We start from the raw sequence: 25782 nt of genomic DNA, 5'->3' as shown, positions 1-25782 counted from the left end.
ACCCATTCATATCGTAAAAAATAAGGAAGCGGTAACATCTAAAGCCTGCTACTCTTTCAAAGAAAAATTGAGAACTTTGCTTTGTGAAAATCCATTAGAGGCAAACATGTGGATGGCTAAGTTTTGTATTTCTTGTAGTTAGTAGATATAATCAGTGCTATTCAAATTGTTTAGGGGCGTTAGGTGATTGTATGGAAAAAATGATGAATTTAAATCAAATTAAGGAAGCTATTCAAGAAAAACCATTGGTGATTCTGTTATCTAAGACAGACAATTGCGGTGTATGTGAGTCTGTTCAATGTAAGGTGATTGAACTATTGAAATCACACTCCCGTGTCAAAGGGGTATATGTATTTAATGAAGATGTGCCAGAAATTACATCCGAATATATGATTTTCTCTGCTGCTACTCTACTTCTGTTTGTGGAAGGTAAGGAAATATACAGAGTTTCTCGATTTGTTCGATTCGATGAAATAGAGCGTATACTTCAGTTATATGAAAAGGAATTGAAACGGTAATTTCACAATTACCTTTCTAGTGAACCTTGCCCTGGCTTTCCTTTTGCCATTGGCATTTGAAACTATAAACTCTTTTTCTTGGTTTAAAAGTTATGTTAGTACGTTTACCTTAGTTTATACATAGATATTAAAGGTACTTGAATACTAATGTTTTAGAAAACCTACTGTAGAATAATCGGCAGGGTTAACCGTGCTTTTCCCATTAAGAATAGGGGAATTGAGCCCTGCAAAGGAATAAAGCCCTCATCATGTGTCCAATTGAAGAAGATTGACTTAATGAAACGAACCCTGTGTCCTAAACGCTCGAAGTATTCTCCCGCCTATAATAGGCAATCTTTCTGAATACGAGGACAAATTAAAAACAAACAATAAATTAAACAAAGCTAGTCTTTATTATAAAAAGACTAGCATCAATATCTACTTCATTATATTCTTTTGGCTCCTATATATCTTTTAGACCAATAACTATTATTCATAGAGCTAATACTCACTCCATTTGATGAGGAGCTATGAATGAATTGGTTATTCCCGACATAGATCCCCGCATGTGAAGCACCAGACTTATAGGTTTCAAAAAAGACTAAATCACCAACTTGTGGTTTGGATACTTTTACTCCCTTATTATAAATACCTGAGACAGTTCTTGGTAACTTAACATCCGCACTTTCTTCAAAGACATAAGTTAGGAATCCGCTGCAATCAAAACCTTTAGGCGTAGTTCCTCCCCATACATACCGGACATTCAACTGTTTTTTCGCTACTTTAACCAATTCGCCGGATTTCACTTGAGCTGCTTTTACAGGCTGTTTTGCTACTCCCAATACTTTATATGTATTTGCACCGACAATGCCATCCGCTTTCATTCCCTTGCTTTGTTGAAACTTTTTGACTGCACTTTCAGTAGCTGTTCCAAAATATGTTGTCGTTTTCTGATTCGTGAAGTATCCTTTATTCTTTAAAACCTCTTGTAATTGTTTAACTTCTGTATGTGTCATTCCGCGTTTTAATGTTTGATCACCCAATGCAGCATGACTAGCTATTGGATTTGAAAGCAATATGCCGGTCACAACAAATGATGCAATAATTTTTTTCATTTACTATTTTTCCTCCGATAAAATCTCTTTTTCTTTGATTTTATCATCCTAAAGTGACAGACATATTTAACTAAGATTACATTTTCATTGCAAAAATGACAAAATACGCGTAACTCCCTCTATATAAGACTAAAGAGTATTCGAAATTACTACAATTTCTATGCGTCACTCCAAACTTTCGACATATTTTATTGTTATCTATCTTATAATTTCTTTAATGAAACTAGACGCATTCCTCATTTGAGAAATGCGCCCGATTGTTGAAGATCAATTCATTCTTTTTTTAAACTTCCCCCAATTAAATTTCAATAAGTATAGGAACAATCATTGGATTTTTCTTAGTCTGTGTATATACATATTGTCGGATTGACTTTTTTATTTGTTTTTTCAATACATTCTTTGAAATTCGATTTGCTTCTAGCAACTCGTTAACAATTTCTGTAGTAAGTCGATTAACATCTTTTCGGAGTTCCGAGAAATCCTTATCCATAAATCCACGAGAAATGGTATCGGGTTCAGAAATCAGTTTTCCTTCTGCTTTGCTCATAGTTAAAACAATCATGAGCATTCCATCCTCTGAAAGCTGTTTGCGGTCACGTAACACAAATTCCCCAACATTACCGACGTCCCCTCCGTCTACGAAGGTATTCCCAACCGGGATTTTCCGGGTATGACGGGCGATGGAATGTTCAATATCAACGACATCGCCGTTATTGATAATAAACGTGTTTCCTTGCTCTACTCCAACGGATTCAGCTAACAAACGATGATGATGTAACATTCTAAATTCACCATGAATAGGAATAAAATATTTTGGTTTCATTAATGTGAGCATTAGTTTTAAATCTTCTTGATACCCATGGCCAGAAACGTGCATTCCGGATGTACTTCCTGATCCATAAATCACTTTAGCTCCAAGTGCAAACAGGTTGTCGACGATACTCGTGACATTTCGTTCATTTCCAGGGATTGGACCTGCTGCAAAGATAACCGTATCTTCAGGTAAAATGTCGACACCGCGAAAGTTTCCAGTGGAAAGGCGGGCAAGAGCAGCCAATGGTTCTCCTTGACTCCCTGTGCATAAAATAACCACTTTTTCAGGAGCCATTTCATTGATTTCCCGCGGGTCAATTAACATTCCATCAGGAACTGTTAAATAACCACGTTTCATAGCAACCTCTACGACATTAACCATACTTCGTCCAAGCAGTGCAAGTTTTCGATTTGTTTTTTGGGCTGCATTCACGACTTGCTGAACGCGGCTAATATTTGAAGCAAAGGTAGAAATAATAACTTTGCGGTCAGCTTTCATGAAAATAGCTTCCACATGATCACCTACCATTTGCTCCGATGGGGTCAAACCAGGCCGTTCTGCATTTGTACTCTCAGACAATAGAAGCAAGACTCCTTTTTTGCCGATTTCAGCCATCTTATGAATATCCGGATGCTCATTAGTCGCAGGGGTTAAATCGAACTTGAAGTCCCCCGTATGTACTATATTACCCTCTGGTGTGTGAAAGACCATTCCCAAGCAATCAGGAATACTATGGGTCACTTTGAAAAAGCTTACACTCATTTCACCGATTTTCAAGTTTGAGTTTGAGTTGATTTCAACAAGTTCGCTTTCTCTTAGAAGTTTATGTTCTTTTAATTTGATTTCAATTAATCCTAGTGTGAAGCGTGTGGCATAAACGGGTACATTCAACTTTTTTAAAAAGAAGGGGATCCCGCCGATATGATCTTCATGTCCATGTGTGACAATTAAAGCTCTGACTTTATCTTTATTATCTACTAAGTAAGATATATCAGGGATAATCAAATCTATTCCCAATAAACTTTCATCAGGAAACTTATTACCACAGTCGATAATCACGATATCGTTTGAATATTCGATTGCATACATATTTTTCCCGATTTCATTCAAGCCGCCTAAGGCGAAGATAGATAATGCATTCTCTTTTGTACTCACATTTATATCCTCCCATATTAAATATAAACGTAGTATGCCCCTTTGGTTTTCCTTTATCAGTGGGTTGAAGGCTCGAGCTTCCTAGAATAAAGGAAACTTTAGACTTGTCCACTAAAACAGTTGCTTTCGGTACCGGCTGATTAAAATTATCCACCTGAATTCCGATTTACGTGCCAGAATCAGCATTTTACGAGCCTGATTTATGATTTACAAGCTAGAACGCATACATTTCATACCAACTTTCAGTCTGTAAATAAAACGAAGCATTTCGCAATAAAAAACACCAACCGAAGACACGGCCAGTGTTAGATGTATAATCTACTATTAATTAATATCACTTATACTTGAATTTCAGATACTTCTTTTATAGCCACTACATACTTCTCGTGCCACTGTTTCCATAATTCTCCTCGAGATTTTATTTCTTTACCGTCCAGTAATGCCTGAATAACCTCAAGACACACATGCCAGCCAGCAAGATCCCTTGGCGTATGATCCGTGATGGTTTCAATTTTTTCAATCAATACTAATTTACAACCATCCTGTTCCGGATACAATTCAAACCGAACAAGATCTTTGTCCCACGTAAATTCCAATACCGATTTCAGCTTAAGATCTATAATCGTAAACTCTTCAAAAGTGCCATCTTGCATATCGAATTTAATGATACCACCTTTACGAAGCTCATCAATTCGAAGCTCGGAAAACCAAGTTGCTAACTTCTCGTTTTCAGTCAACATTGACCAAACCTTTTCAACGGAGTGTTTTTCATGTCGCTCAAATCGAGCAATATACCCATGTTCACCTTTTTGTAAGTTAGCTAACATTTTTCTTCCTCCCTTTTGCTCGATTTACATTTTAGAAACCTATACAGCCTATCATACACTAAAATGAATGCTCCATAACAAAAAGCAGTGGGGAATGAAGAAAACCCCACTGTTTGAAGTTTCACTTTAGGATCTGCTCCGCCAATTCAGGATAATCAATAAACGGATTACGATTCCCCTGTAGTTCTTGGATAGCTTGATTGCGATGCATTTCGTATCGTGATACTGGAAATCGATTATGCCATTCTAGCAAAAGTGGAAGATTCGTCAGCTCTTGCTGAATCGTATTTGGATAGCGAGTTAGAAAATAGAGCGTAGCCCTAGCGACAATGCCTTTTCCGTATTCAGGCTCGAATTTGCCTGAATCTGATTTACCGCATCCGTCCTTCACACCTGAAATTCTTGCCTCAGGTACATAATCCTGAAAATCATCATACGGATAGTTGCTACGGCTACTATTACAGCTTGGCTCACAGGCAAATAGATGATGCAAATCTCCACGCATTGGCTCTTTCTTAAGGAACCAAGATTGTGGAACAACATGCTCGCAGTTTAATAGGTTTACTCCTGAAAATACGCTGATCCGGCCTTTCTCCCGGTTTTCATGAAGGATAAGGTCCTCTTCTATGACAGATAGCGGATTCATTCCTTTTCCTGAATAGAGGCTTTTCAGCTCACCATTTTCCTGAAGATCTACCCAAGGATATAAAAAACGATGCGGGGTGTACCTGAGTTCATTGCTATGTGTTTCTTGAAGCAACATAATTAGATTTTTTTTCAAATAATGATCAAAGGCTATGCGAGAATAATAGTCTTTCTTCATTTCATTATCTGTCTCATCATCATAGTACGGTCGATTTTCTAGATTCCTAAAGTAATTCGCTTGAATCGTTTTCCACTCATGGGCTAGCAGGGTTAACTCCCCCATCAGCTACTCAACACTTGTGAAGTTAATTTTTCACTAAAGACTTCCTTTAAATGTTCCACAGCTGTTAGATACAATAACCCATTCCCTTCAAGCTTTGGTGAATGGCCTAACGGAACAGTTCTCTTGATGAGTTGTGCATAGAGCTCCGGCTCAGTCAAATTTCGTTCAAAGCTTTTATTCGAAAGTTCCTTGATTAACGCCAGTGCTCCTGATATATGAGGCGTAGCCATTGATGTTCCGCTCAACTTTGCATATTTCCCATCCAAATAGGTGGATAGTATCTCTTCGCCAGGTGCCACTAAGTCTACTTCTTTATTCGAGTTAGTGAAATCAGAAGAACGACGATTCAAATCTACAGAACCTACGCTGATTACTTCATTATAGCAACCAGGATAGCCTAATTCATCCGTTGTATCTAGACCATCTCCCTCATTTCCTGCTGCACAAACAACGAGGATTTGCTTTGCGATAGCATTCTGAATCGCTTGCTGCAATTCAGGTACATCATCTGGACCACCGAGGCTCATAGAAATGATGTCCACTTTCTGCTCTACTGCATAATTGATTCCGTTAATAATCCACTCATACTGACCAGAACCTTGATGATCTAGTACTTTTAAAATTAATAAATTCGCTTCTGGCGCAACACCAACGACACCCACTCCATTTTCAACAGCCGCAATTGTACCTGCTACATGCGTCCCATGACCATTATAATCGGTGAAAATATCAGGGTTGCTATGATCATCTCCCGTAAAATTCCGTCCGCCAATAATCCGCCCTTGCAAATCTGGATGGTCCACGTCACAACCGGTGTCCAAAATTGCAACCGTAATGCCCTTTCCTTTTGACTTCTCCCACAGCTTTGGAGCCTGAATAAGCTCAATTCCCTTTGGCACCTCTGCAACCTTCTCAACCAATGCATCTACCTGATACGGAATCAATCGTACTTTTCGCTCCATTATTACCCCTCCTGATAGGATGAATTCGTAGCATTATCTTGGTTGTTACCATTATTTTAACAATTACAAAATTTTAAAAAAGAGTCTTTCGGCTCATTTAAGAACAAACGTTTCTATTTCAGGGATATTTTTCTACATTATAGAAAATATAAAAATACATACAAAAGACACTTTATCTTGTATTACCAAAAGAACCACAACAATGGATGCCAGAAAAAATAAAACAGAGAATGTCTTCTACTAAATTGATCAAACAAAATGCCTTACCTATTGAGTTTTTTGCAAATTGTCCATTTATTTTATTGAAACAAGAATATGGTTTTCGTCGTACAGTATTAGAATTATGTGCGAGGGGTAAATTTGAACCACAGATTGCTTATGAAACAAGTAGTATTGAAACAGCTCAGTCTCTTGTCGGGCATGGGCTCGGTCTAACAGTAGTTCTTGAAATGATTATTCATTGGAGTGCTTATCTAACCTCCCTTGCTTATATGAGATTAGATTCAAATCCTACTCGTACATTAGTGTTTACATATAACAGGAAACGTTATCTTAGTATGAATGAGAAAGCTTTAATAGAAATTTATGAAAAACAAAGTTAAATTGAACACTTTATCTGTGAGTTTTTTTAATCTTTAAGTTTCTTTTTATGAAGGATTTTATTCATCGTTGAAACAAATTCGTTTATGACGCACTCAAACGTGGTTAATGGCTAAGTGGTAAAGGGAGGTTTATCAACCACTTCTTATGGAAAATGGCCCAATACACCCAAACGCGCATATATACATGGGCGCCTCGATTTCGATTTAGTTTAATTTAAGTAGCTTTCAAAAATTATTACTATAAAAATCGTTTCTCAACTTACCGATTAGCTGCGCATATATTTTTGTGGTCTCACTGTTCTCATGTCCAAGTAAGCTCTGGATTACTTCAATAGTTGCACCGTTTTTGATCATGTGAGTCGCATCTGTACGTCGTAATTGAGCAAATGAATACTCTTTTTTATTCCTGCACAACTTGATATACGCTTAACGATATAACTCAAAAGGAGTCGAAGCTCATACTTATTTTGGATCTTCTTTCAGTGATATACAAGCAAGGATCTTCATTGTCTCATTCGTCTTAGTATCATATAGCCACAGGGAGCAGCGAGAATACTTCAAAGATAAAACATTAATTGTTTAATTGGAACATCGGATTTCCGTAATCCACTTGTATCTTATAAATTCGATAGAGAATGTCGTATACAGGTAATCCTCTTTTCGGATAGTTTAGTTAAATCGTGCCTTCGTATTCTCCATCAACTGGGTCCATATAAACGATTTCTCTGCTATCAGACACGTCTTTCCTTCTATCAAAAATTTTATAAAACCCTTGGACCCTAACATATTTTCATCCACCTTAATAATCCACTGTACCCCGAACGTAATTCCAATGATCACACCTCAGGTAATAGGAACTTGTAATTATCCCTCTGACACTAGTAGTTACAGTCCATTGTTGGAGAATGGTCAATGTCATTTAAGCTTTCATTTCAAAAAGCAAATTCTTATTTAAGAATGATCCTAAAAAGACTCACTTCCACATCTTGGCCCGCATAAGTGAGCGGTGCTTTCTTCGACTTTTTAAAAAGACTTTAATCTGATCTATAAGAATGAATTAGGGGAATCTACTGTTTCTTTTTTCGTATACTTCCCACAATCCATAATAAAAGAGGAATTCCGATAATATTGACTGGAAACACCAAAGGAATCCAATACTTATTTATATATTCCACTTCAGTTATTGTGACATTGGGAAAGATTAAGGCATATACGAATGAAAAAGCAGCCACAAACCAAATAGTTTTTCGCCATTCTTTGATTTTAAGCCATTGAGCTGTTCCGTAGCTGGCCATAAAGAAATACAATGAATTTATAATAAAACTACTTAGCATCCAGATTAATAGGACTAAAAGATCTACGTTTTGGATAAACCCCATTACGGAGATAAATCCAATCGCATCTATAACAGGATATTTTAGTTTATCTGCTACCTCAGGACTTAAAGTCATAAGTACAACCATTGAACTTGCACATAGCGCCAATCCAGAAAGAGCAACTCCCCATATTGCTCTTGAGGGTCCTTGCTGTGGTTGAGCCATGAATGAAACAAACATCATCATCATAACAGACTCCCCCAAATAAGAATCAAGGTACAAAGTTCCTTTAAGTATCGGACGCAATCCTGAATCTGAATATAAAGGTAGTATTTTGCTAAAATCGAGATTTGGAACAGCTAGGATGAATGTTATTACTCCTGAAAAAACCAGTATTATCCCGAAAACTTCGCTACATCGGCCAATTCCTTCTATTCCTCCGCCTGCAGTGACATAGATAACTAACAAAAGCATTGTCAAGATCAACACCCATAAAGGTGTTGTTGGGAGCAACATTGTGATTGTGAAATCAGCAAATTGTCTTAAATTATAGCCAATCACCGAGTACCATTGGAAAAGATATGTAATCACAACAATGTTTCCTATCCACTTACCTAAAATGGTTTTACTGTATTCAATTAAGGTTTGATTGGGATACAAAAGGCTCACTTTGGTTGCGACAAAGACAATCAATACCCCGAAAATAATGGCGATTAGATAGGAAATCCAAGCGTCTTGTTTCGCGTCTCTAATTGCTGTACCCATGGTCGTTATAAGCATATTTCCTGAAACAAAAGTGAACATTATCCAAAATATTTGGACTCCTGAGATCTTCATTTTTTTGATCTCACTTTCTTAAGGATGGACCTGACATTCCTACTCGTCGAATGGTCAAGTTTACTTTCACAGTGACATCAGCATCTGAAAATTTTTTGTCCCAATCATTCATTAAATCTCCCCACTGGTGCGGTATCTGTTTATGAATTACCTCACCAAACCCAAAAATATCTGTTCCGTATTCCGTTTGAACTTTTGTAATGGTATGAACAACTTGCTTTTTATATTGTTTATTAAATTCGTTTTGTATGAACTCAAGGTTTTTGGGTTGCGTTAAGTCTAAATTTGTATTATTTTCGATCACAGCTCCTTCTCCAGTCAATACAATGGTAAATTTTATTTTTTTATTTCTGCTGATTTCTGGTATGACTTTGCTTCCCATTTTGTCTAAATCCAAACTGACATTGCCATCCTCTATTAGAATAGTAAGCGAACGTTTCTTCAGGATCTCCATGATCCAAAGCTGGTCTCTATATTCATCCATGTTTAAATACCCACACAATTTAAGATCTTGATCAAAAATGGCACTTCCTGTCAACTGATAGGACTTTTCACCTTTTTTACCTACGCCTTCACCATCTTGAAAATTCCCAATTTCAATCGCAGGTAGGTTTGGGCGTATCCCCTTACTGTTCGCTGCTTTGAGGAAATGTAAATATGAAGTATCATTCATCCCCCCAGCTTGAACGTGTTCCTTTAATGGCGCTTCAGCAGGAATATTTTCTAATGGGTAGGATAGGTTAAGCATGTCTATTGCTGTACCTTTTTTCACAACAAATGCATCGGTCCGCAAGCTGGCATTCGAGTCCTTGATAGTAAAGTCAAGCTGATTTTTGAGGCCTAGTTTCGCAAATTCCTCCCCAAATAAAAGAACCCTACGTTGTCCATAAAATGCTTTCCTTGAAAGTTTCATCTGTATATTCTGTGTTGCATCGGTTACATTTTTCCCTATGGCTGAAATTAATAAAAAGTTTTTTTCTCCATTACCTCCTCCCCCATTTTGGGGATTCATACTGGAGGGAATTAATATTTGACCGCTCAATTGAATGCCCTCTTTTTCTATAGCGTCCAATCCTGTTGCTATCCAAATGGCACGATCATTTATCTCAACCCGATCCCAACAACCTGATGTGAACAAAAGGGAAGAGTAGATTACAAAACAAATCAGTCGTCTGTTCATTTACTATTCCTCCCCCTATTTTGGACTAGGTTTTTGTCCTTTTGGAATGCGCTTTTTATTTCGACCAGAAAAAAATTCACGACGATAATTAAATGCCCATCTAGGTGCCCTTACCACGATATCCTTTAAATCCCTTGGAATGAGTGGAGCAACCGGACTGAAATAAGGAACACCATACGACCGAAGATTGACAAGGTGAATAGTAAGAGCAATAAAACCTATGACAATTCCGTAAAAGCCAAGACACCCTGCTAGAATCAGCATGACGTACCGAATCATTTGAAAAGCATTTCCGAAACTATAGCGTGGTATGCCAAACGCAGCTATACCAGTCGTGGCTACAACAATCACCATCGGGGCAGAAACAATCCCGGCTTGTACAGCTGCCTGACCGATAACGAGCGCTCCCACAATACTGACAGCTGAACCAACGGGTTTGGGTAACCTAATGCCTGCTTCGCGAAGACCGTCAAACATAAATTCCATGAGAAGTACTTCAATTACGGCTGGAAACGGAACAGATTCACGGGAAGCAGCAATGCTGATAAGTAGACTGGTCGGAATGAGTTTTGGATGATATGTGGTTAGGGCAACATAGATTGATGGAAAAAATATGGATACATTTAATAATATAAAACGAATAATCCTTATGAAAGTCGCATACATAGACCGTTCATAATAATCCCCCGCAGCTTGGAACCCACTCCAAAATGTCATCGGTAGCACCAAGGCAAATGGGGTGTTATCCACGAGTATGGCAACTTTCCCTTCCAACAAGCTCGCTGCTACAATATCTGGTCTTTCGGTATTTTGGATTTGCGGGAATGGAGAATAAGGATTATCTTCAATAAATTCCTCAATATACTCCGACTCCAGCACCCCATCTATTTGTATTCTCTTTAATCTCGTACGAACTTCATCCAAAATGGAATCCTGAACAATACCATCAATATAAGCAATTATTACATCAGTCTGTGAGAATTCACCAATCGTGATTGGTTCCGTTTTTAGGCTTGTACTCCGTATCCTTCTACGTAAAAGACTTGTATTAGTCCTTAAATTTTCAATAAATCCATCTCTCGGCCCACGAATAACGACTTCGGTCGATGGTTCTTCAATACCTCGTTTTTCGTATCCTTTCAATTCTGCCAGTAAAGCATCTGTTTCTCCATCAACTATTATCCCGACATTTGCCTTCAACACACCATCAACAAGTTCACTCATTTTCGAAACAGTGGTAACTTGAGAGATCGCGACAAGGTGTTGTTTCAAAATTTGTCCAATTTGATGAACTTCTCCCATTCCTTCCGGAAGTCCTTCAAACATCATTGGTTTTAAAAATAATTCGTCAAGCGTCTTTGCATCACTTAATCCATCCACATATATCACAAAGATTTTAGTTTCTCCGGATATATAAATTGGTCGTATGACAAAATCAGAACAGTTTTGAAAACTTTCTTTTAACACTTTCTCGTTTGTTGAAATTTCTGAGCTTAACATATCTTTGTTAATATGAGCAGGTAGAGAATCTATTTTTTTATTTTTTTGTATTTTTTCCCATTTCCCCATTTTTTTCATTCTCTAACCTCCCTTGCTTCACAATGTAATTTTCCCAATCAGTGACAACGTATACACATTAAGACCCTGTAACTGTAATTTTGTTACCATTCTTATAAATTATCTTTCAGTTGGAAAACACTGCGAACCGTTTAAGAACGCCTCGATAAGGTGAGAATGGACAATGCTATTATTGTTATCTTTAGTACACAAACTGGAAACACCGAGTTTCTGTCTTATAATGTTCGATAAACACAAATAGACTGTTGAGAAAAATTTTCTCAACAGTCTAAAAAGAGGAACACATTTCGAAATAACAATCTGTATATCTAATTCATTACTCGGAGTAACACCTTATTTACTATAACAATTAATTAAGTAAGTGGATCAGGTTGAAATTTCTACTAGTTTTATACAAGGTCATTTTGTTTTTCTTCCGTTAAGGCTAATAGGCGCTTTTTAATTTCAGCTACATCTATATTTTTTTGCGAAACACCCGTTTCCATTGCATCGTTTGCAAAAACTGCTGCCAGTTTCATTTCTTCGTTAATTTCCTTAGCTCGTACATCTAAAGAACCTCGGAACATACCAGGGAATGCGAGTACGTTGTTCACCTGATTCGGAAAATCCGAACGTCCTGTACCTACGACTAATGCTCCAGCAGCTTTTGCACGATCCGGCATAATTTCAGGCGTGGGGTTAGCCATAGCAAATATTATAGGATCACGATTCATGGAACGAACCATTTCTTCGGATGCTGCATGTCGCTTTTCGATCAATGGCTGACAACGCTCGAAAAGCGCCTTATGTTCATAATTCACATAATAGCCTAATAGATGCACACGTCTACCTCTTGCAAAATCATAACCTGAAACTTCGATACCAGGGATGATTTCTAGCCCAGTTTCTTTTCCCTTTTCCACCATTTCCTACAAACCATACGTTGTATCATGATTCGTAATTGCTAAATGGAGAATTCCCTCATTTGCCGCAAATTCTCATACCTCTTCAAACGAACAAGACCCATCTGAAATATTCGTGTGACAATGTAATTCAACCTTCATTGCTAATTCTCCCCCATTCAAATTGCTTGACTCGGGTTACCCCACTCTTAACGGGCAATATGACTCCATTGATAGAAGTTTCACTTTATCCTAACTTGGTACCAAGTTGACAACATTAAAATGAGGTAAGTATGTGTAAAATTTATTTCGAATCAAGTTTTCATTTCGGAGATTATTAGCGGTGTTATCCATTTTTAATTGTTAGGGATTTCCTAAAGAGACATGTTAACGCTATTTTAATATTCAAAGTGTTATAACTCTGCATTATGTACCTTGTATTAAAAACGAGGTCTATCCAAATTAAATAAGCAGAGGCTGCCCAAAAAGGTTTTGACCTCACATTCTATATACCGTTGTCATTCATTTAAACGATATAAAATAGATGTGGGGTCTGAACCCTTTATGATGGGACAGCCTCTGCTTTCATGTATCATTCACCTAAATCTACATTATGGTAGACTTGCTGAACGTCTTCTAAATCTTCTAATGCATCAATCATTTTTTCAAATTGCTCTTGTGCGTCTGCTTCGAGCGTTAGGTCATTTTGCGCAAGCATCGTTAGTTCGGCAACAGTGAATTCAGTGATTCCAACATTCTTGAACGCCTCTTGCACAGCATGAAACTGATCAGGTTCAGCATAAATGATAACCGCTTCATCTTCTTCTACGATGTCACGTACATCTACATCTGCTTCCATTAATAGTTCAAGCACTTCATCTGCTGTTTTCCCTTCAAGGCCAAAGACAGCTGTTGCATCAAACATATAAGCTACAGATCCACTGACCCCCATATTACCGCCGTTTTTACCAAATGCAGCACGAACATCTGATGCAGTACGGTTCACGTTATTTGTCAGTGCGTCGACAATAACCATAGAACCATTAGGTCCGAAACCTTCATAACGAAGTTCGTCATAATTTTCATCAGAACCACCTTTGGCTTTTTCAATGGCACGATCAATAATCGCTTTTGGCACATTGTACGTTTTGGCACGCTCAAGTACTACTTTTAAAGCCTGATTCGATTCTGGATCTGGCTCACCTTGCTTAGCTACTACATAAATTTCACGCCCAAACTTTGCGTAAATACGACTCGTATTTGCATCCTTTGACGCTTTTTTCTCTTTAATATTGTTCCATTTACGGCCCATGATGACCACTCTCTTTCTACTTTGAATCTATACTAAATTATACATATGAACTATGCGACTGCTTAAAACATTTTTACAAAATAACGATAAGATGTTCGTTACGCTTTCCTATTGCTGACGAACCATCCTAATAGAAGTTTATGCCTTATTACCAGCTTATATTATACAACAATTATATAAGTTGTTTCGAGTTTTAATGAAAAAAACATGAGGCTTTCCACAGAAAAGAATCTCTTCGTTCATGATGCTGGAATCGTTTTATCTTACTAAAAATATTCAGGTTGTATGGAGATTTGATTTCTATTCATTCATTCTTCCCCTATAAAATCAAGCAGCAGATGTCTGTTTTCACGTCTTTTTTCTACAATCAGTTTGGCATAAAGAACCCCATAGAAATACCCTTCAAACGAGGTGCGAATTTTCCCAATTTGTTTCGCAAAAATTGTTTGTTTAAAGGCGTTGACGACTTCTTCTATCACATTTTCTAACGGGCAATCGAGATTGATTTTTTTATAGGCAATAAGCACTCGGTTCCAAAGTTTATAGATGGCAGATGCACTGAAAAAGGGCTTGGCAGCTTGGACAAATTCCTTATGAACCGATTCAGGTAAATAGCTTTCGTCTAACTCTTGTTGGATGCTTGGATCTACTTTTTCTTGAGAGATAGATTCTTCAGCCTGCTGTGATCGATTCCCCTGTTCGGTTACGTTATTAGGTTTTGTTTTAATCTCACAGAGTGAGCTTTGCTTATTCTCTGTTTTATTAGGAGTGACAGGTACGGTGACAGCTTGGGGTGACATATTATTTTTCAAATCATCTAGTTGTTGAAAAGTTTGGATGACAATGATGTTCACGCCTTGTTTACCATTCATTTTCGCTGTCGGAATTTTTTTAATGATTCCTAATTGCTCTAACTTGTTAACGGCGCGAATGACTGTTCTTCGACTTAGCTCAACGTTTGTTGCGATATAATCGTATTTAGCAAAGCTTACACCAATAACCTTCACGGAATGTCTCCAAATGAAGGTTAAGACGTTGTTAGTGCCTTCTGATAATTCAGCTTTGTGCTTATACAAGAATCCCCGAACGGATTGATCCATTTCTTCAATCGTCTCGAATGATTGATAATGTTTAATCGTTTCAAAATTTAGTCTCTCCATTATTCTCGCCCCTTTTTTATGTTGTCACTCTCTTTATAAGGGCAAAAACAAAAAAAGTAGCATCGTCTAAAAAATTTTTTAAAGTTTTTCTAATAATATGAAAGAATTGCAAATAGCCAAGGCTATTATAAAGCACTTGGCTTTGGTCCAAATACACAATTGCATCTGCATCGTCCTCGCTATTTATTTATAAGCCGGCTGTTGCTTTGAAATAAAGTTTGATCCAAAATACCTTGCAAATCCATATTTTTTGATGAATAAAGTGAAACTTCCATCAGTGGGGGCTTTTTTCATCCCCCACTGATGGTTAGTTGAACCAATCGGGGATTTACAGGCTGTTTATCCCCCACCTATTTATTTCTTAATTCTCTCACAAAAATTGAGGTGGGGGTTTACAGCCTGTTAAACCGGGATAAAAACAATCCATTTTGAAAAATCTTTTTATCAAAATGGATTCATGTCTAGCAGCTTTACGTTTTGATTTTTATAAAAAAGTTGATAATTTCTGTGATCTTTGTTCTATTCAAGCTCCTTTAATAGAGTAAACTAGTAGTTCTTATGACCATAGTTAAAAATAAATGATTATGAAAATTATTTCACTTCTCTATAAAGGTTGATTTCTGTACTTTCTCGAAGTTTTCTAAGCTCTGGAACAATTTTCAAAACATGTTCACTTTTATTGTGTTGATTTATAGCTTCTTCATCCACCCATTCTTCGATCATAGTAAGGATGGTCGGATCATTGATATCTTCATGAAGTGTGTACGTTATACAACCTTTTTCTTTTCTGGTTTCTGAAACAACTTCACTAGCCATTATTAAATATTCCTCAACCTTTACACCTGGTTTTAGTTTGGCTTTACATACAACTCTAATCATTTTATTAACGCCTCCTCTTTTTTTGTGGAAAAGGAGCGGGGCTTGGCAATATCAGCTCCGCCACCTTCATTAGGTGATGCAAGTTTTAGAACCTGAACCTTTTTCATCTTTGAGCTTTAAATCAGATGCTTATGAATGTTTTTTTATGATTGTCTTATTACAGAATCTAGCTCATCTTCATTATTTTAACATGATTTTCGATACAGCTTTACAATATGTAATCTGATGAGAAAAGATTTAATCGTTTGATATATACCCAAGTTCACATATACCTTGTGGTGGCCATATAAGGAAGAACGCGGGAACAATCGATTGCTCTTGCTATGACCAAACGCACTTTCTCGAAAGTATCCTTACAGATCGAGCTTTCTGTGCCCATTGAAAAGTTCTACCAAATGCTCACTTTTTGAGCATGCCCAAGTTTGATAGACTTTTTGGACTAGTCCAGATATACTTTTTCAATAGTAAGGAAAAGGAGTGTCTGTTTTGTTTCAATTCTTATTGAGTTTATTGATTGTAATAATTATTTCTCAGTTATTTGGTACTCTAGCAAAAGTGGTTGGCCAGCCCAAAGTAGTTGGGGAGATGATTGGCGGTATTTTAGTAGGTCCTTCATTTTTAGGTGCCTTGTTCCCTGGGGTCCAAGAGTGGTTGTTCAATAAAGAAACAAAAGAACATTTGTTCCTATTAAGTCAGCTCGGAATATCTTTATATATGTTTATAATAGGAATTCAAGTAGGTAAAGAAAAGATAGAAGATAAGCTAATAAAAAACGCTATACAACTTGCACTGGTGGGGATCATTCCTACTTTTTTTATGACATTTATAATCGGTTGGCATATTTATCCTTATTTAGAACAAACATTTACCACTCAATTAATCTATTCTTTGTTTATGTCAGCTAGTATCTCTGTAACTGCCTTTCCCGTACTAGTACGGATTTTAGATCAACAAAAGATGATTAGAACAAAGTTAGGGAGATTTGTTGTCTTAGGTGCAAGTATAGATGATTGTCTAGCATGGATCATGCTGCCAATTATCCTTTCCATTGCTAGCCTAAATTTTTCAGTTAACAGTATGAGCATGAGCATTTATATGATTATTTACCTTTTAGTCATGTTTTTTGTTATCAGGCCCATTTTAAAATATATTGTTTCAAATAAGTACAATACCTTAAATAATGAATTTTTTGCATTATTTATTTTTATTTTTTTATGTAGCAGTCTTGTATCAGAAAAAATTGGACTTCATGCTATTTTTGGAGGATTTATAGCAGGATTAATCGTACCTAGATTAGATAGAGTCACCAAAGAGTTAGATACTAAAATCTCAGATTTTGTAAATACACTTTTGGTTCCTATTTACTTCGTAAGTTCTGGTTTTAATGTTGACCTAAGCTCTTTTACAAGTAGTAATCATTTAGTCATCGTTTTAATGTTTATTGGGACGGCATTTATAAGCAAATATTTTGCCTGTATGATTTATGCAAAAATAATAGGTTATAGTTGGGGGGAATCCAGTGCTATAGGGGCTTTAATGAATGCACGGGGATTAATGATCTTAATATTTGCCAACATAGGTTTAAGTAGTAAATTAATTTCTAATACGGATTATAGTATTTTGTTCCTTATTGCGGTTATTACCACTGCCCTTACTTCCCCATTAGTAAAATGGTCTTTATACCGTAAAACAAAGGTTCAGGTATAAAGAGTTAGTAACAAACGGTATTCTTAATCAAGATTCTAATCCTACACATAAAAAAAGAGCGCAATTTCTATACTGGAATTGCTCTCTTTAATGGAATAACATATTAGTTTCTATTAAGTGTAGGTAATTTAGTAGAAGATCATTGCTTAAACCTTATTCAAATTAAGCACCTGTTAGTTCAACAAATAGATTTAAAATGAATGGTTACATAAATGACTTGAACACTTCCTACATGAGGCATTTAGATTTCACTGACAAAAATCATGTTTTGAATGATTAGATTAAGCTTGCCAGCACCGAGCATCCATAACGTTAGTTTGCTCATATTAAAATTTGATTTTTCAATTAGATTTAAAACCCATTGACACCAAGAAATCTCCTCTTTGTCCATCATGTTCCGTCGATTAAAGAGTAGATAGCGGCCAAAATGCTTAGACATCGTATCTCCCCGATGCTTTTGTTCCAACTCTGTTATTGTATCTGTTCGAAAAGCAACTTTTTGTTCAAGATCTGAAATTCGATCCTGAATTAATTTTTTCGCATTTTCCTCATCCGATAACCAAATGGAATTTACCTTAATCAGAAACTCATCTCTCATAATTGGATCAGATGGAGATTCTATAACCCATTTTTCTAACGTTTCTCTACCTTTATCTGTAATCGAAAATATTTTTTTATCCGGTTTCCCAGTTTGGATAACTTCTTCAAATATAAGAAGCCCGTTCTGTTCCATTTTGGTTAAACGAGGATAAATTTGACTATGTTTTGCAGGCCATACCGCATCTAAATACTGCGCTAATTCATATCCCGAGCATGGTTTTCTACCGAGTGCACTGAGTATTGCATATCCAAGAGTATTCATCATATCCCCCCATTCATAAATAGGAGCAACCTTAATGTTGCACAACTAAAACTATTTGTTTGATCCAGAGATTAAAAACCCTTTCATTATTCTCTAAAATACACATATAGTATATACCAAATAATTTACTTATGACACCCGCAGTTCATTTAAGCGTTCGGTACATTCTTTCGTTCATACACGAATCGTGACTACCAAACTTACCAACGACTAATCACATGGCGTTCATATTCTACCATTTAAAATCCTTTGATCTACCTAAAAAAGCTCGGCAACCTTTTTGATTGCCGAGTCCTAATAATCAATACTTCCTTAAAAAAGAAGGTTTCGTGTTAAACCATTCTTCACTAATCAGTTGATGGCATTCAGTAAATATTCTTTCTATCGTTTGCGTTTTGTTTGCTAGTACACGAATGGTAAAGCCCTTTACTGATAACATGGATAGTCCAAGCTTATATTCTTGTTCGTTATGGTCCATTGACTGATACAGCCGGTCAAGTAATTCGGCGTTTGTTTGTTCACCAATTACAATCATCGAACCTAAATGGGTGTATCCTTCCATGAAGCCAATCTCCTTCATATCTTGAACAGCTGGATTCAATTTGATATGATCATACATCACTAACTCATCATCCATATAGACTTCATTCATTAATTGAAGCTGATCATAGCTAAATTGGTCGCCATCAGGTGACCATCCTGGTGTAATAATATCTGAATAAATGAGCGTAGCACCTTGCTCCATCCGAATCACATTTTTTTGTTTATATCGAGCATTACGATACATGATAAGTGGATCAGGAATATATTCTAGATAACTGCCTTTTTTCAGAATAAATTCCGTTTCCTGATAGGCATGTTGATTAGGCGTTTTATAAACTTTTGTAGCTGATTGTGTGGTCAAGGTTAGTTTCGCTTGTTCTTTCAACGAAAATTGCAATTGATAGCGATCTCCATCTAAATAGCCGCCGCCCGGATTTAATATATAGTAACAGGCTTGTCCAGAATCATCATGGTATATCGGGCGCATGACTTTCAACGCGCCCTGGAAATACACATTTTTAGCAACGGTCTTACCTTGACGTTCTTCCACATCTAAACGCAGAGTCCCTGTCCAGTTTTCCATTTATTCCAATCCTTTTAAAAGTGCATTCTTCTTAATCCAATCGATCACTTGGTCAAGGCCCGAATTATCTTTTAAATTGGTGAAAACAAACGGTTTATCCCCACGGTTAACCTTCGTGTCTGACGCCATAACATCAAGGCTTGCACCAACGTATGGCGCTAAATCTGTTTTATTAATGATGAATAAATCAGATTTAATCATACCTTGTCCACCTTTACGCGGAATTTTTTCCCCTTGAGCCACATCAATAATATAAATAGAGAAATCAACCAATTCAGGGCTGAACGTCGCTGCAAGATTATCGCCGCCACTTTCAACAAAAATAAGTTCAACATCTGGATGCTTCTCTTTTAATTCATCAATCGCTGCAAAGTTCATCGATGCATCTTCACGAATCGCTGTATGCGGGCATCCGCCTGTTTCAACGCCAATGATACGATCTTGTGGCAGGACTCCATTATTCATTAAGAATTTAGCATCTTCTTTTGTATAAATATCATTCGTCACAACCGCCATGCTAATTTCACCGTCTAAATGTCGAGTCAGTTTTTCTACTAACATCGTTTTCCCTGCTCCAACAGGTCCGCCTACGCCAATTTTAATGGGTTCCATTAAAACACACTTCCTTTTTTTCAATAATTAAGACATAAAAATACGAATATTTACACGTTCATGTTTCATTTGAGCTAATTCTAAACCTGGTGAAGTAATACCAAAATCCGCTTCATCCAGATCCTGAATTTTCTCAGTTGCCTTCACTAACTCTTTTTGAAACTCTTGAATTGTTTTCTGACCTGCAGTCTGACCTAACGGAATGGCCCGAACCGCATTTTGAATCAAGCTTGAAATAGCGGAATATAAATAATAGAGAGTAGTCGTAGACTTTGGAACACCAAGATGATGGCCGATGATCGTAAAGACAATGCTAGAATGTCCAAAGGATTTCTTCTCCTTGATACGATTTCTATATTCGGATAGTACAGGCACATCATATAAAGCTTCCACAAGACTTAACATACGTTCACCCATTCTTTGGGTACCATCCCTAGTTTCACGCGGCAAACTTTGAACGGTCAGCATTCGGTCTAACTTCCATATTTTTTGGAAGTCATTATTCTCTAAAGCCTCATATACGAGATGAGAAGCAAGCCCATCTGAATAGATGAGCTGCTCGTTCAAGTAAACATGAAGCCATTTTGCAAACGTTGCTTGATCATGTACTTTACCTTCTTGAATATACGTCTCCAAACCATATGAATGACTAAAGCCACCAGTTGGAAGGTTTGAATCGCATAATTGAAATAAGGAAAGAATATTAGGATTCATGGCTATGTCCAATATGACGAAATGCCTGTTTCACTTTCCGGTCTTCCCGTCTGAAAGGAATTTTCAGTTCTTGTAGCAATTCTTCTACAAGATAATCGTATTGTACGAGCATCTCATCCTCTTCAAATTGAGCAGGTAAGTGACGATTCCCTAATTGATGAGCAATGGTTCCCATTTCTTGCAATGAACGTGGACTAATAATGATTAAATCATCCGATAAGACGTCGATGATAATCATGTTTTTATCATCCATAAATAAAACATCACCAGCAACAAGATCACGAGGGTCTTTTAAACGAATCCCAATTTCCGTGCCATGATCTGTTGTCACTCTTTGAATTCTTTTCACTAAATGAGCACTTTCAAGATAGACCTTTTCTTTATGGCGCTTGTCTAAATCTTCTTTTGCCATTTGTTCAATATTGGTCACAATTTTTTCGATAATCAATGCTTTCACCTCAGAATAGGAAATATCGTTGCCCCATCGGTACAGTGTCAACAGGTTCACAAGTAATAAGTTCACCGTTTACGGTTACCTCATATGTTTGTGGGTCAACAGTGATAGTAGGCGTTTCAGAATTATGTTTCATATCTTTTTTCGTTAAATTTCGGATACCATGAACTGGAAGAACCATTTTTTCCAAGCCAAGTTTCTCATGCACTTTATCATCAAATGCTGCTTGAGAAATGAATGTGATCGAGCTTTTCGCTAATGCTTTTCCAACCTGTGCATACATCGGACGGTAAATCACCGGTTCCGGTGTTGGAATGGATGCATTTGCATCTCCCATTAAGCTCTCTACAGCAAAGCCATTTTTCAGGATCATTTCAGGCTTCACACCGAAAAATGCTGGTGACCAAAGAACTAGATCGGCAATTTTTCCGACTTCAATTGAACCAACATATTCAGAGATTCCGTGTGTAATGGCAGGATTGATCGTATATTTAGCCACATAACGTTTTGCACGGTTGTTATCAGAAAACTCACTGTCGCCTTCCAAGATTCCGCGTTGTTTTTTCATTTTGTCTGCTACTTGCCAAGTACGTAAAACAACCTCGCCAATTCGTCCCATCGCTTGTGCATCTGAGCTGACCATACTAATGATCCCCATGTCATGAAGAATATCTTCTGCTGCAATCGTTTCTTTTCTAATCCGTGAATCAGCAAATGCAAGATCTTCAGGAATTGATGGATTTAAATGATGGCAGACCATTAACATATCTAAATGCTCGTCGACCGTATTAACCGTATAAGGTAAAGTAGGATTCGTAGAAGATGGAAGAACATTCTCATAGCCTGCTGATTTGATTAAGTCAGGAGCATGTCCGCCACCTGCACCTTCCGTATGGTACATATGAATCACTCGATCTTTAATGGCAGCCATTGTCGTTTCCATGAATCCACCTTCATTCAGTGTATCTGCATGGACCGCTACTTGAACGTCATATTTATCAGCTACGCGTAATGCATAATCAAGGGCTGAAGCTGTTGCACCCCAGTCTTCATGAACTTTTAAGCCGATTGCGCCAGCGCGAACTTGCTCGATAAGAGGCTCTTCGGATGCCGCTTGTCCCTTACCTGTGAACCCAACGTTGATTGGCATTCCTTCCGCTGCAAGAAGCATACGATGCATATTCCATTCTCCAGGAGTAACAGTTGTCGCTTTTGATCCAGCGGCTGGACCTGTTCCGCCGCCAATTAATGTCGTCGTACCAGAAGATAATGCCGTTTCGATTTGCGTTGGATTAATAAAGTGAACATGGGTATCGATCGCACCAGCTGTAACAATCAATCCTTCTCCAGCGATGATTTCTGTGGAAGCACCAATAACGATATCCACATTATCTTGCACTAAAGGATTTCCTGCTTTCCCGATTCCAGCGATTTTCCCGTCACGGATGGCAATGTCTGCTTTAACAATCCCTGTATAATCCAGGATTACTGCATTTGTAATCACTAGATCTGGCACACCATCTGCTCTCGTTGCAAGAGGATGTTGTCCCATTCCATCACGAATTACTTTTCCGCCGCCAAACACGACTTCTTCTCCATACGTTGTATAATCTTTCTCAATTTGAATTAAGATATCTGTATCTGCTAAACGAATTGAGTCCCCTGTAGTCGGACCATACATTTGTGAATATTGCTTTCTAGACATTTTGTAACTCATTACTTACGCCCTCCTCGAACAGATCCATCCACTTTATTATTAAATCCATACACACGTTGTTCCCCAGCAAAACTAAGCAATTCTACTTCTTTTTCATCGCCTGGTTCAAAACGAACCGCTGCACCTGCAGGAATATTCAAACGTTTTCCGAATGCTTCTTCTCGATTGAATTGAAGCGCCTCATTTACTTCATAAAAATGAAAGTGAGATCCAATTTGGACTGGACGATCGCCTGTGTTGATGACTGAAAGTGTATTTAATGTTTTACCTTCATTGATCATAATGTCTTCTTCTTTTAAAATGTATTGTCCTGGTATCATTCTATGATTCCTCCTGTCGCATTCTATCCTAGTTAAACTGATCATCAGTCGGCGATGAAAAAACCTCACGGATGGAGGCTTCACTTTATCTAATAGGATTATGAACCGTTACTAATTTTGTTCCATCTGGAAAAGTCGCTTCTACTTGAATATCGTGAATCATCTCAGGGATACCTTCCATCACATCTTCGCGTGACAAAATCGTTGCTCCATATTCCATCAATTCAGCCACCGTTTTTCCATCTCTTGCTCCCTCTAACACTTCGTACGTGATAAGAGCTACTGATTCTGGATGATTTAATTTTAATCCTCTATCTTTTCGTTTCTTAGCAAGATCACCAGCCACCACAATCATGAGCTTGTCTATCTCACGTGGTAATAATTTCATAGTAAAACCTCCTTGATATTATGTAGTGACTCATCCGAGGGCAAAGCTCCCCTTAATAAAGAACCACTTTTGTTCTGATGCAAAAAAAGGGAATCGAACATTCTTAATAACGTTGTCCGATAATTCTGTGTTCTCGTTGTTGAAACCCTTAGATTTTCCATCTTTTTACTATATTTTCAAATGTAATAAAAAACCAAATACCATACATTTTTTGTTAAAAAAAGTAAAACATTCGGAAATTATCTGATTATTTTGTCGTTTGTTGTCGATAAATGTTTGATTCCCTTGATGCAATCATATATCATAATTTATATATATATCAAGTTTCATATATTTTTTTTATGTATTTTTAATTTCTCACACTAGCAACCACTCATTAGACTGAGAGGGAAGAACGGGCAAATAAAGTGAAAGGGTTTTACGGCAGTTGTCCCCCACCTACGATTCCTCTAAGCCTTGAGGTGGGGTCTTGACTGCCCGTTAATGCGGGATAAATACTAGACAAGTAAGGAACTTAGTCATTCTTAGACGCTTGCTCTTTTATTGATTATTCATATGAAAAAATCATGGACTTTGGTTAGGAGGTATTGAAGAAAAAAGAAGGTATTGAAGAAAAATGGAAGATTTTTTAACTCGAAAATTTTTCAAATGGAAGATCGCTAGATTATTTTTCTGATATAATGATAAAATCTCAGAAAATCTTTTAAAAAAATGAGATTTATCAATCGTTTTTATGTAAGTTCGTACTTTTTTACATTAGCCCTCTCTTTGAATCGATATTGATACATGACAGAAACATGTTATGTGTCAGAGGATAATGGTTTTTCTTAAAGTTTATGAAAAAGATTCAAGTGGATTTAAAACGATCAAAAATTCCAGCGAGAGGTGAGTATTATGCAAAAGAACAACAATGCTACATTAACAGAGGGAACGTTTCTTTCGTTAATTTCGGCATCATTGAAAGGAATTTCTCAAGTTATCTTGATTGAGAATGTTATTACTGGATTAATCATTCTACTATCCCTTACACTTTATTCGTATTATTTGGGATTGATTGCTCTAATATCCGCCATTATTGGTACCCTGATTGGCAAATTGGGAGGAGCCGATGAGGCTAGTGTGAATCAAGGTTTATTTGGATATAATTCTGTACTAACGGGGCTTGCACTAACATTGTTTTTAACAGGAGCCAATCAATGGATTATCGTTTTAATTGGTGCTGCTGTAGCGGCGATTTTAACAGCTGCCATGATGCATTTTATGAGAAATACAGGGATTCCAATTCTTACGTTCCCTTTTATAATAGTGACTTGGTTTACACTCCTTGTTTCTTATCGATTTGAGGCGATCCAATTAAGTACCGCATTAGTGCCTCAAGATTTAGCACACTGGGAACTAAATATAGCAGGAAAGGTAAATTGGTTGGAAGGGACTTTTACTGGAATTGGACAAGTGTTTTTCCTGGATAATCCCTATTGTGGTGCCCTATTATTTATTGCCGTATTTTGGGCTGGTTGGAAATTTGGTCTCTTTGCCATTTTAGGTAATGCCGTTGCTTTGCTCACATCATATTGGCTAGGTGGAGAACATTCCTTAATTTTCATGGGTCTTTATGGCTATAATGCCATTTTAACTAGTTTAGCCGTAGCGATTGTATTTAAACATGAAGGTAAACATGTTGCATCCATATCAGGTATATGCGCAGCTTGTTTAACCGTACCTATTACAGCAAGTGTAACGACTTGGCTATTACCTTATGGACTTCCAGCACTGACAATGCCTTTCGTTCTCACTACTTGGATGTTCTTAGGGGCAAAGAAAGTTCTCCCTAAATTGTAA

The 25782-nt window shown here is 37.2% G+C and carries 24 protein-coding genes and 1 pseudogene; 4 read left to right on the top strand and 21 right to left on the bottom strand.

Going from position 1 to position 25782, the window contains the following annotated elements; genetic code table 11:
• Window positions 1–191 precede the first annotated feature (191 nt).
• On the top strand, window positions 192–518 hold the full coding sequence (locus ACIQZI_RS00760) for a thioredoxin family protein (protein ID WP_403068150.1): 327 nt from the start codon (window positions 192–194) through the stop codon (window positions 516–518).
• A 425-nt stretch (window positions 519–943) separates the two neighbouring features.
• Here the strand turns inward: ACIQZI_RS00760 and ACIQZI_RS00755 are convergent, their stop codons facing one another.
• From ACIQZI_RS00755 to ACIQZI_RS00735, 5 genes are all read right to left on the bottom strand, one after another.
• Window positions 944–1612, bottom strand: a complete 669-nt coding sequence (locus ACIQZI_RS00755; RefSeq protein WP_403068147.1) for a C40 family peptidase — start codon at window positions 1610–1612, stop codon at window positions 944–946.
• A gap of 298 nt (window positions 1613–1910) precedes the next feature.
• Entirely contained in the window at window positions 1911–3581 is a 1671-nt protein-coding gene (locus tag ACIQZI_RS00750; RefSeq protein ID WP_403068144.1) for a ribonuclease J, read from the bottom strand.
• Window positions 3582–3919: 338 nt separating this feature from the next.
• Window positions 3920–4408, bottom strand: a complete 489-nt coding sequence (locus ACIQZI_RS00745; protein WP_403068141.1) for an SRPBCC family protein — start codon at window positions 4406–4408, stop codon at window positions 3920–3922.
• Window positions 4409–4529: 121 nt separating this feature from the next.
• A complete protein-coding gene (locus tag ACIQZI_RS00740) occupies window positions 4530–5336 on the bottom strand; it encodes an endonuclease I family protein (protein WP_403068138.1) in 807 nt (268 codons plus the stop codon).
• Window positions 5336–6298: a S8 family peptidase gene (locus ACIQZI_RS00735; protein ID WP_403068135.1), complete on the bottom strand. Its 963-nt coding sequence runs from the start codon at window positions 6296–6298 to the stop codon at window positions 5336–5338. The genes ACIQZI_RS00740 and ACIQZI_RS00735 overlap by 1 nt, the downstream gene beginning before the upstream one ends.
• A gap of 206 nt (window positions 6299–6504) precedes the next feature.
• Between ACIQZI_RS00735 and ACIQZI_RS00730 the strand changes: the two genes are divergently transcribed.
• Window positions 6505–6900, top strand: coding sequence for a LysR family transcriptional regulator substrate-binding protein (locus ACIQZI_RS00730; protein ID WP_403068132.1), 396 nt, complete (start codon window positions 6505–6507; stop codon window positions 6898–6900).
• 225 nt (window positions 6901–7125) lie between these two features.
• Here the strand turns inward: ACIQZI_RS00730 and ACIQZI_RS00725 are convergent, their stop codons facing one another.
• The 8 genes and pseudogenes from ACIQZI_RS00725 to ACIQZI_RS00690 form a co-directional block, all read right to left on the bottom strand.
• Window positions 7126–7254: a tyrosine-type recombinase/integrase gene (locus ACIQZI_RS00725; protein WP_403071927.1), complete on the bottom strand. Its 129-nt coding sequence runs from the start codon at window positions 7252–7254 to the stop codon at window positions 7126–7128.
• 713 nt (window positions 7255–7967) lie between these two features.
• On the bottom strand, window positions 7968–9053 hold the full coding sequence (locus ACIQZI_RS00720) for a GerAB/ArcD/ProY family transporter (protein WP_403068129.1): 1086 nt from the start codon (window positions 9051–9053) through the stop codon (window positions 7968–7970).
• Between the two features lie 10 nt (window positions 9054–9063).
• Window positions 9064–10233, bottom strand: a complete 1170-nt coding sequence (locus ACIQZI_RS00715) for a Ger(x)C family spore germination protein (RefSeq protein ID WP_403068126.1) — start codon at window positions 10231–10233, stop codon at window positions 9064–9066.
• Window positions 10234–10248: 15 nt separating this feature from the next.
• Window positions 10249–11811, bottom strand: a complete 1563-nt coding sequence (locus ACIQZI_RS00710) for a spore germination protein (RefSeq protein WP_403068122.1) — start codon at window positions 11809–11811, stop codon at window positions 10249–10251.
• A gap of 389 nt (window positions 11812–12200) precedes the next feature.
• Window positions 12201–12542, bottom strand: a pseudogene (locus ACIQZI_RS00705) (malic enzyme-like NAD(P)-binding protein); the annotation flags it as partial.
• 742 nt (window positions 12543–13284) lie between these two features.
• Window positions 13285–14004: a YebC/PmpR family DNA-binding transcriptional regulator gene (locus ACIQZI_RS00700; protein ID WP_403068120.1), complete on the bottom strand. Its 720-nt coding sequence runs from the start codon at window positions 14002–14004 to the stop codon at window positions 13285–13287.
• 308 nt (window positions 14005–14312) lie between these two features.
• Complete coding sequence (locus ACIQZI_RS00695; RefSeq protein ID WP_403068117.1) at window positions 14313–15164, bottom strand: helix-turn-helix domain-containing protein; 852 nt, start codon at window positions 15162–15164, stop codon at window positions 14313–14315.
• Window positions 15165–15755: 591 nt separating this feature from the next.
• Window positions 15756–16043: a putative quinol monooxygenase gene (locus tag ACIQZI_RS00690; protein ID WP_062175872.1), complete on the bottom strand. Its 288-nt coding sequence runs from the start codon at window positions 16041–16043 to the stop codon at window positions 15756–15758.
• Between the two features lie 486 nt (window positions 16044–16529).
• Here ACIQZI_RS00690 and ACIQZI_RS00685 point away from each other — a divergent pair, with 486 nt between their 5' ends.
• Window positions 16530–17750 (top strand): cation:proton antiporter, encoded by a 1221-nt coding sequence (locus ACIQZI_RS00685; RefSeq protein WP_403068113.1) that lies wholly within the window; start codon window positions 16530–16532, stop codon window positions 17748–17750.
• Window positions 17751–17991: 241 nt separating this feature from the next.
• Here the strand turns inward: ACIQZI_RS00685 and ACIQZI_RS00680 are convergent, their stop codons facing one another.
• From ACIQZI_RS00680 to ACIQZI_RS00645, 8 genes are all read right to left on the bottom strand, one after another.
• Complete coding sequence (locus ACIQZI_RS00680; RefSeq protein ID WP_403068110.1) at window positions 17992–18615, bottom strand: PadR family transcriptional regulator; 624 nt, start codon at window positions 18613–18615, stop codon at window positions 17992–17994.
• Window positions 18616–18913: 298 nt separating this feature from the next.
• Window positions 18914–19738, bottom strand: coding sequence for an urease accessory protein UreD (locus ACIQZI_RS00675; protein WP_403068107.1), 825 nt, complete (start codon window positions 19736–19738; stop codon window positions 18914–18916).
• Window positions 19739–20350 (bottom strand): urease accessory protein UreG, encoded by a 612-nt coding sequence (ureG, locus tag ACIQZI_RS00670; RefSeq protein ID WP_403068104.1) that lies wholly within the window; start codon window positions 20348–20350, stop codon window positions 19739–19741.
• Between the two features lie 27 nt (window positions 20351–20377).
• Window positions 20378–21064, bottom strand: coding sequence for an urease accessory protein UreF (locus tag ACIQZI_RS00665; protein ID WP_403068101.1), 687 nt, complete (start codon window positions 21062–21064; stop codon window positions 20378–20380).
• A complete protein-coding gene (gene ureE, locus ACIQZI_RS00660; protein ID WP_062175860.1) occupies window positions 21054–21512 on the bottom strand; it encodes an urease accessory protein UreE in 459 nt (152 codons plus the stop codon). Before ureE ends, ACIQZI_RS00665 begins: the two co-directional genes overlap by 11 nt.
• 10 nt (window positions 21513–21522) lie before the next feature.
• A complete protein-coding gene (gene ureC, locus ACIQZI_RS00655) occupies window positions 21523–23235 on the bottom strand; it encodes an urease subunit alpha (protein ID WP_403068097.1) in 1713 nt (570 codons plus the stop codon).
• Window positions 23235–23555 carry an urease subunit beta gene (gene ureB, locus ACIQZI_RS00650; RefSeq protein ID WP_062175856.1) on the bottom strand — a complete coding sequence of 107 codons (321 nt, stop codon included), beginning with the start codon at window positions 23553–23555 and terminating at the stop codon, window positions 23235–23237. The genes ureC and ureB overlap by 1 nt, the downstream gene beginning before the upstream one ends.
• Window positions 23556–23640: 85 nt before the next feature.
• Window positions 23641–23943: an urease subunit gamma gene (locus ACIQZI_RS00645; protein WP_028392544.1), complete on the bottom strand. Its 303-nt coding sequence runs from the start codon at window positions 23941–23943 to the stop codon at window positions 23641–23643.
• Window positions 23944–24837: 894 nt separating this feature from the next.
• Between ACIQZI_RS00645 and ACIQZI_RS00640 the strand changes: the two genes are divergently transcribed.
• Window positions 24838–25782 carry an urea transporter gene (locus ACIQZI_RS00640; protein ID WP_403068093.1) on the top strand — a complete coding sequence of 315 codons (945 nt, stop codon included), beginning with the start codon at window positions 24838–24840 and terminating at the stop codon, window positions 25780–25782.

This window comes from Peribacillus sp. NPDC096379, from assembly GCF_044762875.1.
In the GTDB taxonomy this organism is placed as follows: Bacteria; Bacillota; Bacilli; order Bacillales; family DSM-1321; genus Peribacillus.
The sequence above is the reverse complement of the archived record's forward strand: the minus strand, read 5'-3'. Positions and strand labels throughout refer to the sequence as shown.